The following is a 15,677-nucleotide window of genomic DNA, read 5'->3' as shown; positions in this document are numbered from 1 at the left end:
CTGAGTCAAATTTGATTGTCCCGCTGGATCGTCAAAGGGATTGCCGTTGGAGACATTCGGCAAAACTATCGCTCAAATTTCCTTCCAGATAGCGAGGCAGCTGACCCGATGACCTGATCCCTGGGACTCCAGTCGCGGTGCCAGTGACCGGCATTCTTCCATAGCGATGGGGCATCTAGGATGGAACCTACAGCCTGACGGGGGCGACAAGGGCGAAGGCAATTCTCCTTCTAGTGCATGTTCCTCGGACAAGGTTTGGTCCAGTGTGGGAACTTCGCTTAGCAAAGCCTGTGTATAGGGGTGTAGGGGGTTTTCCAAAAGATCAGAGGCTCGCGCAATTTCTACAATCTGCCCAAGATACATTACTGCAATCCGATCGGAGACATGTTCGACCACGTGTCTTAGCCCCCTAGAACTGTGCCAGTATATTTTGGCAAAGGGAGTAAGGAAACATGGCTCGGAAGCGATATTCTGATGAAGATGTATTGAAGTTGTTACGCGAGATTGATGTTCATTTACATGATGGTTTGGACGTTGTGAGTGCGTGTCGCAAAGCTGGGATTTCAGATAAGAGTTATTATTACTGGCGTAAGAAGTTTGGAGGTCTTTCTCGTTCACAGGTTTCTGAGATGAAATCGCTCAAGAAAGAAAACGAGCGCTTGAAGAAAATCGTCGCTGACTTGCAGTTAGACAAATTGATCCTCAAGGAGAGCCTTGATCATCTAAAGCCGCGGGCCTGACGCGGGCTCAGCTTCGTCAGGCTGTCATTCATACGCGTCAAAAGCTGGATATTTCTGAGCGGCGTGCTTGCGCTGTTCTGGATGTAGCCCGCTCAAGTCTGCGCTATCAAGCCCAACCCACAGATGACAACGAACTTCGCTTGGCGATGATCCGGCTGGCCAAGCAATATGGGTGGTATGGTTATAGGAAAGTCACAGCTCTGCTGCGCATGGAAGGCTGGCGTGTTAACCACAAGAGGATCGAGCGCTTATGGATTGAAGAAGGTTTGCAGCTGCCGCGCCGGCACAACAAGCGCAAACGGCTTTATCATAAAGACAGCTCCATCATCAGGCTGCGGCCCACACACCCCAACCATATTTGGGCGATCGACTTTGTGCACGATAAGCTTAGCAATGGGCGCAGCTATAAAATGCTCACGGTTCTAGATGAATATACCCGTGAAGCGCTCTGCGTGGCAGTGAGACCCAAAATGAATGCGAACGACGTTTTGGAGACACTGCACCCGCTGCTGATCAAACATGGTAAGCCAGAGTTTATTCGCTCTGACAACGGACCCGAGTTCATTGCCACGCATCTGCAGGACTGGCTGAAGAAGGTTGGGATCAAACCAATGCAAATCTATCCGGGCAGCCCTTGGGAAAATGGATACAACGAACGCTTTAACGGCACCTTGCGAAAAGAAGTGCTCAACGCCGAATGGTTTCACACCACACGGCAAGCCCAGGTCGCTATCAATGTTTGGCTCAGGCAATACAACCAGATCAGACCTCATCATGCATTGAACATGCGCCCACCCGTACCAGAAACCTTATTAGAGAAACCAAAAATCAATGGACGAATTTAGGGGGCTAGACATCTACCTACAGGCGAAGGCGACGCAGTCCTTAAGCTGCTCTTTGAGCATTGCAACCAACCTCAGTTTCAGGCGCGTTTCAGATGGAAGAAAAACTCGGTCGCTTTCTGGGACAACCGTTGCGTGCAACATATCGCAATGTGGGACTACTTTCCGCAAACTCGCTCCGGGAATCGGATTACGCTCAAAGGTGACAAGCCTTTTTGAGGTGCTGTCAGACAAAGTAGCCCAAGCATCAGTATTGGATTGTCGACCCTTTTCTATGAGATCAGTAAGGAACGCCACTCGGTGAGATGGGATGGTTGCCGCCCTCCCCAGACGGCATCGCAATGTGCCAATATTGTGGTGTTGAACGCCACACGAAGAGGAGGACGGCAAGATGCAGAATATGATGATTGGGGTCGATCTGGCAAAGAATGTTTTCCAGGTTCACGGAGCTTCGCAAACAGGCGAAGTGCTCTACCGAAAGAAACTGAGCCGAAAGCAATTCAGTGCGTTTATGGCGCTGCAAGAGCCAAGCTTGGTCATCTTTGAAGCCTGTGGGAGCGCTCACTATTGGGCGCGTGAAATGGAAGCGCTTGACCACGAGGTGAGGCTGATCGCACCGCAATATGTACGCCCGTTTGTGAAGCGCCAGAAAAATGATGCGGCCGACGCCGAGGCGATCGTGATCGCGGCACGCCAGCCCGAGATGCGTTTTGTTGAACCCAAGACCATCGAGCAGCAATCTCGCGCAGCGGTGTTCCGCGGCCGGGAACGCCTGGTGCATCAGCGGACCGCTGATGTGAACGCGCTGCGCGCACTTTTGTATGAGCACGGCCATGTTTTTCCTGCTGGGATACGTCACCTCAATCGCATGACAGCGCTTATTGAGGACGAGATCTCTGGCCTGCCAATGCTCATTCGAGAGGAGTGCAAGGACCTACTGGCGCAGATTGCAGAGAAAACAGCACGTATCATCGAGCGTACCGCGAAACTGAAAACATTAGCCGCGCAGTCAGACAAGGCGCGCCGGCTTCAGACCATGCCTGGTGTTGGACCGCTCACGGCCGTCGCGGTGGAAGCGTTCGGCCCCGACATGGCGCAGTTCAAAACCGGTCGTGACTTTGCAGCTTGGCTGGGGCTCGTCCCCAAGCAGCATTCCTCTGGCGGCAAGGAGCGTTTAGGGCGGATGACCAAGGCAGGCCAGGCAGATATCCGACGCCTTCTGATCATTGGGGCAATGTCGCGATTGACCTGGCTTGGACGACGAACGATTCCGGCAGGCAGCTGGCTGTCGCGGATGTTGGCACGCAAGCCCAAAATGCTGGTCGCCATAGCGTTGGCCAACAAGATGGCCCGACAGATCTGGGCGATGCTGACGAAGAACGAGAATTACAGGGATCCGGCGCTGGCAGTTGTGGCATGATATGTATGTCTAGACGCTAGCGGCGGTGCCAAGGGGGTGTGAGAAGACGACGACCTGAATGGGCAAAACGATCGAACAGATCCGGAGTGGGAAAACCAGGGCTGCTCTCAGTGCAACAAGCACGACGGTAAGATTTGGACCCGATCCGCAGATCACCATACCGGCCTGCGGCTTTTGAAAAGCCCACATCTCAAGGCCTTACAGAAGACCGCACTCGATCACGCGCTAGAAAGGTAGAAAACTTCTTGCATTACGGGCGGCAACCACAGAAGAGCAGCGTCACGGTTTAGCTTGAAAGTACTGCGTTTTGAGAGTGACCTTTGTGAGTTGAAGTGATTGTGAAACGAGGCATAGATAGATAGCTAAGTTTACAGTCTATTCTGAACAACTTGGATTATTCTGACAGAGCCCGGCCAACCAGACAATCTGGCCGTTTCAGTGGGGGATTATTGCACCGGCGTTCTCACGACAAAGGGCCGTATGAAAAGTCTGTATCTTGGGACTTTTACCATCCCTTGTTTGCTTTTCCTGCATATGCTGTTGGATTGGTGACATCATGTATGGGCAACGCGGCAGCGCCAAGCTCTGGCAAGTCATCCCTTGATGCACGGACTATATTTGGAATGGAGTGTTGATAGTCGTCACCAAGTAAACTCACCTGTACCATATGTGCAACAAGCCCATCCAGAATTTGTGGATGAAGCGTTCCACCGATTACTATGGTTTTGGGATCAAATGTTCTCGCAATAACAAGGCACAGCCATTGGATCTGCTTTGCGGCGCGCTCGCGCCAAGAATGAACGATTGGCATTTTTAGATGTTCCAGTCCGATATCGTTCAGCTTGCCAATCGGCACACAGGCCTCTTTCAGAGTATCAAACAAATCTTGACCAGATGGGCGAGAGTTGGATTTTGGAAAGAGGCCGCCCCATTCTCCTGCGCCCTTTACGCGCCCCAGGTACAGGTTTCCACCAATGACGGCGCCGCCACCAATACCATATGAGAGCCAGATGTAGCAAAAGTCTTCAACATCAGTGCAAACACCATGATAGAGTTCCGCTAGGCAGGCCGTTTTAGCGTCGTTCGCGTGTTTGACCGGCATTCCGAAATAGGGTTTGAGGAGATCTTGTTCAATGCTGACATTAGGCCAATCTTTAAATTGCGGGATACGTTGAACTCTTAAAGAGTCTTCTGTGTATTGGCCGGGATAGCTTACTCCGCAACCTGCAACACGGTTTTGGTCAAGTCCAAGATCGTTGATTTGTTCTTTGACGCTTTTTGCTGCTGCTGACATGACTGATTGAAAAGACCGATCAGGCAGCGCAAGTTCATCATTCGCCATTATTTCCCCTGCTGCATTGATAACACACGTCCGGATCCGATCAGGATCCAAGTAGACGCCAGCTGAGTACAAGCCTGTAGGTTCTATCTTGAGAATTTTTGCAGGATAGCCCTTAAGTCCTTGGCGTCTTGGGTCAACCTTCTCGGTAAGGAGTCCATCACCCACCATTGCGGTAGTCAACCTCGTCACTGTCGCTGGATTTACGCCAAGACTGCGAGCGAGATCAGCCCGCGATTGGGAGCCTGATGCGCGAATAGACGCCATAATACGTCTAGAATTATATCCTAAATTTAAATTGTTTGCCATATTAACTGCTTTACCATTCTTAATGAGTTATCAGTCCCATCTGAAAATTAGTAGTCTAGTTTTTCCTTGACAACTCATGAGGGTTTGGAATTTATTTGTATAATGCAATATAATAATTGTAGTTTAGCAAATTTTTTACAACAGAAAAAAGGTGTTATATTCACCTTAAATGGAGGAAAAGATGAAGAAATTATTGATGGCTACTGTGGTGACATCCTGCATGGCGGCGTTGTCAACTACTGCCAATGCAGATGGGACTGTGACGGTCTATACAGCCGTTCCACAGAACTTTATTGATTCGCTTGTACCGATGTTTGAAGCACAAACGGGCACGACAGTCGAAATTATCAAAGCTGGGTCTGGTGATCTTCTTAACAGGTTGACTGCAGAAGCTGATAATCCTGTGGCGGACGTTCTCTGGAGCGTTGATGGCACTGTCATAGATTTTAACCCGGCTCTTTTTGAAGCTTATGAAGCTGCTGGCACCGATGCACTTGCCGAGGGAATGAAGCCAAGCGAACTTTGGAGCCCGTTCACAGCAGTTGTTATGGCGTTTATAGTAAACGAAAATAAGCTCAACGGTCTGCCAATTCCCAAAAGCTGGTCAGAATTGGCGGATCCTAAATATGATGACGTAGTCTCTTCTGCAAAAGCGAATGCTTCGGGTTCTTCCTATATTCAATTGGCAACCGTGTTGCAGGCATACGATACGGAAGAGGCTGGTTGGAAGGTCTATAAAGGACTTTTGTCTAACTTTGTACTTTCAGACAGCTCCGGTGCTGTTCCACGTTTTGTCAATGATGGTGAGCTCGCTATTGGTGTGACCCTTGAGGATGCAGCATTGCGCTATGTTGAAGGTGGTGGTCCAGTCCAGATTGTCTACCCATCCGAAGGGACAGCAATTGTCCCTGACGCTATGACCTTGATTGCAGGTGCACCAAACGCAGATAACGGCAAAGCCTTTTTAGATTTCATGTTGACCAAAGAGGCGCAGACTGTTGTGGCAGAACAAGGCCGCCGGCCAGTACGCGCTGATGTGGCATCAAACCCTGCACTTCAGGCGATAAGTGAACTTCCATCTGTTGGTTACGACGGTGCTTGGGCAGCTGAGAACCGCAAGGCTCTCGTCTCAGCCTGGGAGGATCTGGTACTCGACGTACAGTAGCAGCGAAAGTAGTGCTTGCCGATTGTCATCTCTATAATTGGCAAGCATCACCAAAAAAACTTCAAATTGTTAGGAAATGATAATGGCGCTGGTTGAAATTTCCGAGCTAAGGAAGCTATACGGTGAAGTTGTAGCCCTCTCAGATATAAACATCTCAATTCCGTCAGGTAAGTTTTTCACGCTCCTTGGGCCATCAGGGTGTGGTAAGACGACTCTGCTGCGAACAATCGCAGGGTTTCATCAACAATCAGCCGGTCGGATTACTATCGACGGTAGTTCCATCGAGCATCTGCCTGCGCATCGAAGAGATGTTGCAATGGTTTTCCAAGACTATGCAGTATTCCCCCACTTAAGTGTACGAGAAAACGTAGCTTTTGGACTGAAACAACGTCGCATCCCAGCGAAGGAAATCACCCGTCAAGTAGAAGAAGTCCTTGAGGTTGTTGAACTTGGTAAATTCGTGGATCGAATGCCCCATGAACTATCAGGCGGTCAGCAACAACGTGTTGGGCTCGCACGAGCAATTGTAGTGCGGCCAAAAGTTTTGCTCATGGACGAACCTCTTTCCAATCTTGACGCAAGACTGCGTGTTGATCTGCGTGCCGAACTCCGCCGGATCCAGCGTGACCTTGGTATTACTACAATTTACGTGACGCACGACCAAGAAGAAGCCCTCGCGATGTCAGACATAGTGTGCGTCATGGAGGGTGGTATCATACAGCAAGCAGCTACCCCTTTAGATGTATACTTGCGTCCTTCAAATCGATTTGTTGCATCTTTTGTTGGTGCAAACAATTTCCTCCAAGTAGGAAATTTAAAAGGCGAGACTGTTCTCAAATGCTGTGGTGCTTCAGTATCACAGCACCTGCCTGCTGGTCCTGTAGTTTGTGCACTGCGTCCAGAAGACATATCAGTCAAGGTCGATGAGGACCCGTCTTCTTTATTAAATACAGAAATCTCAATTCCAGTCCAAATCAAAGAAGTCAGCTTTCTAGGTCGCGAAATGGAGATATTTGCTACCACGGATAATGGTGAAGCACTTAAGGCTGTTGGTCGATCTGACTCCCAGGTTATTGCGCTGCCAATAGAAAGTAGGGCTTGGTTCTGTGTTGAGAGAAAAAACCTATCTTTTTTTGAAGACAACGAGCTTGGGGAGCGTGTTTGATGGCCTTCTCGATCCCACGCCATAAGTCAGATTTCTGGACATGGATTACCATATCAATAATAGCCATACTTTGCATTCTTCTTATTTTACCAATCCTGCGTGTATTGACATTGGGATTTGTTGATCCGGACACCGGCAACTTGACGCTTGGCAACTTCATCGAAGTGTTCACCCGAAACTATTATCTGAATGGTTTAAAAAACACGCTTTTTGTTGGAGTAGCCGGTACACTCGGAGCTTGCCTAATTGGAATTCCACTCGCCTTTTTCACAACGCGATTCTTAATCAGAGGAAAGACCCTCATCTCTACTCTCGCTATTTTGGTGCTAGTATCCCCTCCGTTCATCAGTGCGTATGCTTGGATTATGATGATGGGATCCAATGGGGTCATCACGAACTTTTTTGACGGTATTGGCATTAACATACCCACCATCTACGGTGCTCACGGGATCATTCTTGTCTTCTCATTAAAGTTTTTTCCGTTCATTTTTCTAATGACACAGACTGCCTTGAATGCGGTCAATAAATCTTTTGAAGACGCTGCAGAAAATCTAGGGTACAGCCCTTGGCAACGCTTTGTAAAGGTGACGCTCCCACTTGTTTTTCCAGCGGTCAGCACCGGAGCCATCATTTGCTTTGTGCTTTCAATTGCTGACTTTGGAACGCCCGCCATTCTCGGTCGTGGGTTTCGGACACTGTCCACAATTGCCTTATCAGCCTATCGCTCAGAGTTGGGTGGGCCCCCTACCATGGCCGTCACAGTATCAATTTTGATGATGGCAATTTCAATGATTGCCCTCGTTGCACAACGGAGAATTCTTGCTAATCGTCGCTATGCCAGCTCTCTTACAAATCTGCCGGTCGCTGTTAAGTTATCGGGTTGGAAGAACGCAGCAGTTCATTTTTTTAGCCACGGCATTGTGTTTTTGGCTATGCTGCCATCAACAGTTGTTGTGTATACATCGTTTCTGAAGACGAAAGGCCCTGTTTTTGTTGGGGGATTTGGCTTTGAGAGCTATGATCGGATTTGGCGAGATGCGCCGGATGCTATCTACAACAGCTTTCTCTTCGCAATAATCGCGGTGACATTTATCACAATTACCTCGGGACTAATAAGCTATGTTATTGTCCGAAGAGATACAAAGGCGGCGGCGGCAATCGACTTCCTAATGATGGTGCCTTACCTCGTGCCAGGTGTTGTCATGGCAATCGGTTTTGTGACCGTGTTTAGAAATGGGATGCCAAACTTCTTTGACCCCGCAGTTCTTCTAGTTATGATCTATTTTATTAGACGGCTTCCTTACGGTGTCCGCTCGACAACATCCAGTTTACGGCAAATCAAACCTTCACTAGAGGAGGCTGCCGTAAATCTTGGCGCAACACCTCTTGGTGCATTTATAAAGATCACCGTACCGCTTATTTTCCCTGGAATTGTGGTTGGCGCATTGATGAGTTTCATAACCGCTATCAACGAACTCTCATCGACTTTGATCCTCTACGACGCTGGAACAATCACCATGCCCGTTAAAGTCTATGTAGCGGTTCTTGATGGCGAATTTGGACTGGCTGCGGCATTGTCCACAATTTTGCTTTTGAGCACAGGAGCCTGTGTCTATGCAGTCTTCCGCTTTGCCGAAAACCGTAATTCCGCATTTCTTTAGGATAACTCATGAATATTGAAGCATTTTCACGTTGCAAATACCGAGCAGTTGATCGCCAAGGCGACGACGTGCCGTTTATTTTACCAGGTATCGCAATAGGCCTGTTCGACGGTGCGACCGACGCGAAAGGAACTTTAATCAACAGCACGCCTGCAGGTCGGATGGCCGCATTAAATGCCGCAGAATGCGTGGCACAACTGCTAGCACCTACCGAGAACCGGAAGCTGCCAGCTCGAGAACTTGTTAATAAACTCAGCACGCTCTACGCAAAAAGTTTTGAAAAACATTCTGTCTCACCTCTTCCAGCGACGACACTTGCTTTAGCTATCGACTGTGGCGAGAATTGGAGATTTTTCTGTCTTGGTGACAGTGGCATAAGGATCAATGGTTCAGAGATACTAAGGCACACAAAGCTAATTGATGATGTCTCTACTTTCGCTCGCGTTGCCCTTTTCCGCGACCAGTCTAAGAGACTGCCAGATTTAGACTCTGCCGAAATGGCTGCTAGGCGTGCTATTTTTCTGGGTTTTGATGATGCGGTGGAAAAAGGAATTATGGGCCGCGAACTAGCAGACAATATAATTACCAAGACCATCGTGGGGCTGAGCCTTCAAAACGAAGGTGCTATTGTGAGAGATTTTCTTACCGCCGGAATCTGTATGCAGTATCGTTTCGCAAATGAAGTTGGCAATTCGCTTTGCTATGATGTGTTAGCTGACGGTACGCCTCAAATTGGTGATTGGGTCGACGCATGGCGACCAAAAGAAGACGTGCAAACCATCGAAGTGTTCAGCGACGGGTACGCCAAATTACCAGACAACCCAACTGTTGCGGCTTGGGAGGCGGCTTTTGAGGAATCGGATAGACAGGATTTCCACAGAATTAGTGAATACGCGACTGTAAAAGGGGGAACCGAGGACGAGTTCTTTGATGACAGGACCGTTGTGATTATACAATGCCCTCGAATTCAACCCACTTGACGATGTTGTCAGACAGAGACGAACCAGTCTCAGCATGGCCTAAAATTGATCAATACGGATTAAATCATGACACCAGAAAACACAGCACCAGGCCGTTTTATGACGGCAGAAGCTGCCCAAAGCATGGGCGTTTTCGCGCAGGCCGCGACCCAGCAGGTTAACAATGATGTTTTGGGCAAGCCACGTGCAATCTTTACAATTGCGCGCGGATCTTCAGATGCTGTGGCCAACATACTGTCTTATGAATTCATGCGCGAACTGGGGGTTCCTGTCACATCCTTGCCGCCGTCTATTTTCTCAATCGGAGCAGGAGTTTCGCTTGAAGAGGTTACCGTCTTGGTGATCAGCCAATCAGGGGCCAGCGACGATCTTGTGCTGTCCGCTAAGGGCGCTTCAGCTCAAGGGGCAACAGTGGTGGCAATTACCAACCAACGAGACAGCTCGGTTGAATTGGAATCGAAGATGACCCTATCGGTTTGCGCTGGACCTGAATTGGCTGTCCCAGCCACCAAGTCGGTCATTGGATCTATTGGAGCTGGCATGGCGCTGCTGAGCGCATTGAAGCCCGGTTATGCGTTCAAAGCAAGGAATGCTGCTGATAAATTGAAAGATCTTTATGTGCAGCATCCACGCGTATGTGCCTTGCAATCGGCATTCCTGCGTGCGCGTCATATTTATGTAATCGGTCGAGATACAGGCTATGGCGCCGCGCAAGAGGTTGCGTTAAAACTCAAGGAATGTTGCGCGCTGCACGCCGAAGCCTTTTCTAGCTCTGAGGTTTTGCATGGTCCGCTCCAATTGGCGACCAACCCCTTGATGGTGCTGATGCTGGACACAGATATGACCGCAATCCAAGACAGCCTAGATCAGGCTGAAGCGAGGTTTAGTGCGGTGGATTGCGATGTACATCGCATCCGTATTTCGGAATTTTGTTGTGATGAAATTGCACCCGCCGCCGCCGCTGCGGTTTTGTTGGCCGCTATGTATCCTGTTATATTGGACACAGCTTTGGCTTTAGGGCTAGACCCCGATGTGCCGGAAACCCTTTCAAAAGTGACGCAAACCAGATGACACAAAACCTTGATCAATGGGCCACTTGGGGCGAAATTCACAGCCAACCTGCAATTTGGCGCGCATGGGGCGCACAACTTAATGTTGCGGATCTTCGGGCATGGGTTGCGGCGCAATCATTTGATGAGGTCTGGTTTTGCGGCGCAGGAACAAGTGCCTATATTGGCGATATCATTGCAGCGGCCGTTAAATGCACACGCTCAGTTCCAACAACGGATATCGTGGCTAATCCGTCGCATTTTTTATCTGGAGCAAAGCCTTTGGTCGTCAACTTCGGACGTTCTGGGAATAGCACTGAAAGCATCGGTACGTTGGATGCTTTGGATGCCTTTGCCCCACACGCGCCACGCATAAACATCACCTGCAACAAAGATAGTACTTTGGCGACACGGAAGTCAGGTGCGCCGACCCAAGTTATTGTGCTTCCCGATGCCACCCACGATGCAGGTTTCGCTATGACATCGAGTTTTTCAACCATGTTACTTACAGCATTGGCGTTGTTCGATGCGCCTTGCAATTTACCAAACCGTATGATCGCTTTGGCTAAACAGCTAGACGATTTGTTATCTAAATTCGCTGCTGGCCCACGCCCTGATCGGGTTGTGTATGTCGGGGCGGGCCCTTTGGCATTTGCAGCGCGCGAAGCGGCACTGAAGGTTATGGAATTGTCCGCAGGGCGGATTCCCGCATTGTGGGATAGCACGTTGGGATTTCGCCATGGGCCAAAAGCATTTGTTACTGATGGAACTGATATTACTGTTTTCACCAGCCCCAATACACCAACATCACGCTACGACGCAGACCTCACGGCTGAGTTGCGAACGCAGTTCCCTCAAGCAAGTGTAGAAACAATCGGCGCAGGTGGTGACATCGATATTGCGATGCCTTTTGGGGCAGCTTGGGCAGCACCGTTATGTGTGGCGTCCGCTCAGGTGCGCGGTGTTGTTTGGTCTCACAATCTTGGTCTAAATGTTGATGACCCCTTTAGCGGACAGTCGACACTCAGCCGCGTCGTGTCGGGCGTAAAATTATACCCGGTGGTATCTTGAACGCGATCGGGATTGATCTTGGCGGAACCAAGATGGAAGCACAGGTGTTTGATGATACTTGGTCAGTCGCGGCACGCTGCCGGCGTGATACCCCAAAAGACTACGCAGAACTGGTAACCGAGTTGGCTGATTTGATCCGTTGGGCCGATGCCCAAACAAGCGGAACTTTGCCCGTCGGAATTGGCGCAGCTGGCCTTGTGAACCCCAAGACCGGACTTGCGCGGACGGCCAATCTTGTGGCGACGGGACAACCGTTTCCAGCCGATATTGCCCGTACTGTTGAGCGACCTGTGACCTATGTGAATGACTGTCGTGCCTTGGCATTGTCTGAGGCTATTTTCGGGCGGGGCAAAGGCCGTCATACTGTTATGGCTTTGGTTTTAGGCACGGGTGTGGGCGGAGGAATCGCTGTTGATGGCTCGATATTGCAGGGGCCGACCCATACAGGAGGCGAGTTCGGGCATACTTCCGCGCCCGCACATCTGGTCGCAAAGCATGATCTTCCGATCTGGCGTTGTGGCTGCGGGCGAATGGGTTGTATCGAAACCTACATTGCGGGACCCGGGCTTGCACGATTGGCCAAACACATTTTGGGTACTGATCTGACCACCGTTGAAATAGCCGCGCGCAGGGACATCGATACAGGCCCTGTCTGGCAGGTCTGGTGTGACTTTGGCGCTGACTTGCTGCATTCCCTGACATTGACTGCTGATCCGGACCTGATCGTTTTGGGCGGCGGGTTGACCCATATCGACGGTCTTGTCGAGGATTTGAGTGCGACGGCCAGACGCGCGCAGATCGGTGATTTCGCCGTTCCAGAAATTGTATTGGCCCAAGGCGGTGACACAAGCGGCGCACGCGGTGCCGCCTATGCCGCATGGCAGGCGCACCATGACTGAAGCATTGCGAAATATCATCGCTCGAAACCGCGCTGGGCGTCGTGTTGCGATTGTCTCGGTATGTTCAGCGCAACCAGATGTTTTGCGCGCGTCCATCGTTATGGCACAGCGGTTGGACCGCCAAGTCGTAATCGAGGCAACGTCCAATCAGGTCAATCAGGACGGCGGCTATACTGGCATTACGCCATCTAAATTCATCGGGTATCTGCATGGTCTGTCCGATGATGTGGGCGTGGATCGTGGGCGGATCACTTTTGGTGGCGATCACCTTGGCCCACAGGCTTGGCGCCATATGAACGCTAAGGCCGCAATGGCCAAAGCCGAAGTTTTGGTGCGTGACTACGTTGCGGCGGGGTTTCAAAAAATTCATCTTGATTGTTCGGAAGGCTGCGCTGGGGATCCTGCGCAACTAGGCGATGACGTTACTGCGGAGCGTTCTGCGCAATTGGCGCGGGTGTGTCGTGAAGCGGGGGAAGATCTGCTGTTTGTCGTTGGCACTGAAGTCCCGCCACCAGGTGGCGCGCGCATGGATGAATACGGTGATATCCCCCCAACGAAACCCGACGCGGCTCGCACGACATTGTTGGCTCACGATGCGGCTTTCGGTGATCTGGCTACGCTGATTGGTGGCTTGGTTGTGCAGCCGGGGCTCGAGTTCAGCCCAACAGCAGTACACCCGATGCCAATTGAGCGCGATCCACACTTGTTAGACGCTTTGCGCTATCATCCCCATGTCTGCCTTGAGGCGCATTCAACCGACTATCAGGACTCTGCCGTTTTTCCTCGGCTGGCCGATCTTGGTTTTGCCTTTCAGAAGGTCGGTCCCGCGCTAACATTTGCCTACCGCGAGGCGATATATGCGCTCGACCGTTTGCGCAACCCAAAAGGCGGGTTACAAGCCGTCATGGAGAAGGTAATGCAAGCCGACCCAGCAGAATGGCAGGGGCACTATTCTGGCGATGCCGCCGCGCTTTATCAGCAGCGTCATTTTGGGTTGGCGGACCGGATCAGATACTATTGGCCTCATGCTGACCCGCAGGCCGCAGTTGCAGATTTAAAACAGAGCTTTACGAATACAATAACCGATGCAAGCTTAACCAAAATTTTTAGTGCAGACATTCTAGAACGTGCAGAAATGTTGAACGGTACACAAGTTCAAAGGTTGATAGATGCACATATCGAACTGGCATTGCAGCCTTACTTCTTTGAGGAAATCTGATGACTGACTGCTGGATCGCCCCCAATTCCTTGTTTGACGGGCAAGATATCGTGTATGGGCAGGCGGTACGGATCGTTGACGGGCGGATCACTGAGATTGCAAAAACGCCGGTCTCAGCGGTGCGAATCAAAGGTTGCCTGACACCTGGTTTCGTTGATTTGCAGGTCAACGGCGGTGGTGGTGTGATGCTCAACACTACGCCGACGCGGGGCGGTATGGCGGATATTGCGGCGGCCCATCGTATATTCGGAACAGTAGCCATCATGCCTACCGTCATAACGGATCACTGGGCTGTTTTGGACCAAGCCGTCGAAGCTGCCATCGCCGCCAAAGGGGATGATGGCATCATCGGGCTGCATATCGAGGGCCCCCATATTTCTGTTGCCCGACGTGGAACACATAATGCAATTCACGTCCGGCCCATGGACGATCGCACGCTAAATGTCGTTGAAGCACTGCGCCGCCACGATATTGCCGTGATGATCACCATTGCACCCGAAGCCATCACTCACGATCAAATCGCCGCCCTGGTCCGAATGGGGGCCGTGGTTTCCATTGGTCATACTGATGCAACGTGCGAAGATACCGAGGCTGCGATTTCAGCAGGGGCAAGTTGTGCAACTCACCTGTTCAATGCAATGTCACCAATGGTCGGCCGTGAACCGGGCGTTGTTGGCGCTGTTATCAATTCGCATGTGTGGTCTGGCATTATTTGTGACGGCTTTCATGTGGATGATCGGATGATTAAATTGGCACTTCGTGCGAGACCTGAAGATGACCTGATGTTTCTGGTTTCGGATGCGATGGCCACCGTTGGGGGGCCAGCGCTATTTGATCTTTATGGTCAGAATATCCACCTTGAAAACGGGCGACTTATCAATGCCGAAGGACACCTTGCAGGGGCCCACGTTACTCAGGCCGAAGGCGTCGCCCGACTTGTGCATGAAATAGATGTTTCACTGGCGCAGGCCTTGCGGATGGCGATTACTGTGCCCGCTCTTGTTATGGGACAAGCGAACCTCGCGCAGCTGATCGGTCGCCTCGTGCGCGATGTTTTGGTTTTGTCGGATGATCTCAAGGTCGATGGAACGCTAGGGCAGACTCTATCGCAGCCGTCAAACTAATGAAAACAAGCATCAGATTGCTTGCGCAGCCTAAATCTACGCGCTCAATAATTGACGCCACTTAGCGAGAGCAATTGCACGGTTTAGCGTGTACTTGGTGGCTTAATAGAGATGCGGTTACCAAACAAAACCACCCCCGAATGAATTTACTAATCTAATAATAAAGGCCCGTGGTCCTAGACGTGGGGCCCTGGGATAGGAGTCCCCGGTCCATGGTCCTGAATCTCTGCTGTAAGGATTAGGTGGAGTAACCCTTTTCAGCGATCAAATATCTACTCATGGGGCACTGCCCCTTAGGTTCGAATCTAAACGTAGCTTCCGTCTTCGATGAGATATGGGTTTTGACCTGCCTGGTCGTACCAAAAAGACCCTAATTTACTGTCAAACAGATGTTTTTTGTAACCCATTTGTAACCCAAAACAATAATGGGTTCAGATGTTTATCTTTTAAGTTATTGATTTAAATGGTGCCCCCCACACGGACTCAAATCGCGGACCTACTGATTACAAATCAGTTCTTCTGTTTCTTTGTTATTCATCTGCCTAATTCCATTCTAACTATGCATGTCGACATAAAGTTCCACAAGAAAATCAAACACACTTCTTTGACCAAAAACCATACATTTGTGCCCTTAAATCCTGCGCAATACACCAACCCGCGTAGGCTGCCACACTTAGCGGCACGATTAAGTTCG

The 15,677-nt window shown here is 50.4% G+C and carries 13 protein-coding genes and 1 pseudogene; 12 read left to right on the top strand and 2 right to left on the bottom strand.

Features of this window, described 5'->3' with window-relative positions:
• Positions 1–72: 72 nt before the first annotated feature.
• Positions 73–363 carry a peptide ABC transporter ATP-binding protein gene (locus GN241_02155; GenBank protein XAT59150.1) on the bottom strand — a complete coding sequence of 97 codons (291 nt, stop codon included), beginning with the start codon at positions 361–363 and terminating at the stop codon, positions 73–75.
• An 89-nt stretch (positions 364–452) separates the two neighbouring features.
• Between GN241_02155 and GN241_02150 the strand changes: the two are divergent.
• The 3 genes and pseudogenes from GN241_02150 to GN241_02140 all read left to right on the top strand — a co-directional run bounded on the left by GN241_02150 (position 453) and on the right by GN241_02140 (position 3,002).
• Positions 453–1,585, top strand: a pseudogene (locus tag GN241_02150) (IS3 family transposase).
• Positions 1,586–1,630: 45 nt separating this feature from the next.
• Positions 1,631–1,801 (top strand): hypothetical protein, encoded by a 171-nt coding sequence (locus tag GN241_02145; GenBank protein XAT59149.1) that lies wholly within the window; start codon positions 1,631–1,633, stop codon positions 1,799–1,801.
• Between the two features lie 172 nt (positions 1,802–1,973).
• Complete coding sequence (locus GN241_02140) at positions 1,974–3,002, top strand: IS110 family transposase (protein ID XAT56262.1); 1,029 nt, start codon at positions 1,974–1,976, stop codon at positions 3,000–3,002.
• 505 nt (positions 3,003–3,507) lie between these two features.
• On the opposite strand, the gene GN241_02135 is transcribed toward GN241_02140, so the two are convergent.
• Positions 3,508–4,650, bottom strand: a complete 1,143-nt coding sequence (locus tag GN241_02135; GenBank protein ID XAT56261.1) for an ROK family protein — start codon at positions 4,648–4,650, stop codon at positions 3,508–3,510.
• A 181-nt stretch (positions 4,651–4,831) separates the two neighbouring features.
• Here GN241_02135 and GN241_02130 point away from each other — a divergent pair, with 181 nt between their 5' ends.
• From GN241_02130 to GN241_02090, 9 genes are all read left to right on the top strand, one after another.
• Entirely contained in the window at positions 4,832–5,815 is a 984-nt protein-coding gene (locus GN241_02130) for an extracellular solute-binding protein (protein ID XAT56260.1), read from the top strand.
• An 82-nt stretch (positions 5,816–5,897) separates the two neighbouring features.
• Positions 5,898–6,980, top strand: coding sequence for an ATP-binding cassette domain-containing protein (locus tag GN241_02125; protein ID XAT56259.1), 1,083 nt, complete (start codon positions 5,898–5,900; stop codon positions 6,978–6,980).
• Complete coding sequence (locus GN241_02120; GenBank protein ID XAT56258.1) at positions 6,980–8,641, top strand: ABC transporter permease subunit; 1,662 nt, start codon at positions 6,980–6,982, stop codon at positions 8,639–8,641. Before GN241_02125 ends, GN241_02120 begins: the two co-directional genes overlap by 1 nt.
• A gap of 8 nt (positions 8,642–8,649) precedes the next feature.
• Positions 8,650–9,621 carry a hypothetical protein gene (locus tag GN241_02115; protein ID XAT56257.1) on the top strand — a complete coding sequence of 324 codons (972 nt, stop codon included), beginning with the start codon at positions 8,650–8,652 and terminating at the stop codon, positions 9,619–9,621.
• Between the two features lie 66 nt (positions 9,622–9,687).
• On the top strand, positions 9,688–10,692 hold the full coding sequence (locus GN241_02110; protein XAT56256.1) for an SIS domain-containing protein: 1,005 nt from the start codon (positions 9,688–9,690) through the stop codon (positions 10,690–10,692).
• Positions 10,689–11,741, top strand: coding sequence for an SIS domain-containing protein (locus tag GN241_02105; protein XAT56255.1), 1,053 nt, complete (start codon positions 10,689–10,691; stop codon positions 11,739–11,741). The genes GN241_02110 and GN241_02105 overlap by 4 nt, the downstream gene beginning before the upstream one ends.
• Positions 11,738–12,640: an ROK family protein gene (locus GN241_02100; GenBank protein ID XAT56254.1), complete on the top strand. Its 903-nt coding sequence runs from the start codon at positions 11,738–11,740 to the stop codon at positions 12,638–12,640. The genes GN241_02105 and GN241_02100 overlap by 4 nt, the downstream gene beginning before the upstream one ends.
• On the top strand, positions 12,633–13,859 hold the full coding sequence (locus tag GN241_02095) for a tagatose-6-phosphate kinase (GenBank protein ID XAT56253.1): 1,227 nt from the start codon (positions 12,633–12,635) through the stop codon (positions 13,857–13,859). Before GN241_02100 ends, GN241_02095 begins: the two co-directional genes overlap by 8 nt.
• Positions 13,859–14,983 (top strand): amidohydrolase family protein, encoded by a 1,125-nt coding sequence (locus GN241_02090; GenBank protein ID XAT56252.1) that lies wholly within the window; start codon positions 13,859–13,861, stop codon positions 14,981–14,983. The genes GN241_02095 and GN241_02090 overlap by 1 nt, the downstream gene beginning before the upstream one ends.
• The last annotated feature ends 694 nt before the right edge of the window (positions 14,984–15,677 follow it).

The organism is Rhodobacteraceae bacterium IMCC1335, from assembly GCA_039640495.1.
Lineage (GTDB): Bacteria > Pseudomonadota > Alphaproteobacteria > Rhodobacterales > Rhodobacteraceae > Thalassovivens.
The sequence above is the reverse complement of the archived record's forward strand: the minus strand, read 5'-3'. Positions and strand labels throughout refer to the sequence as shown.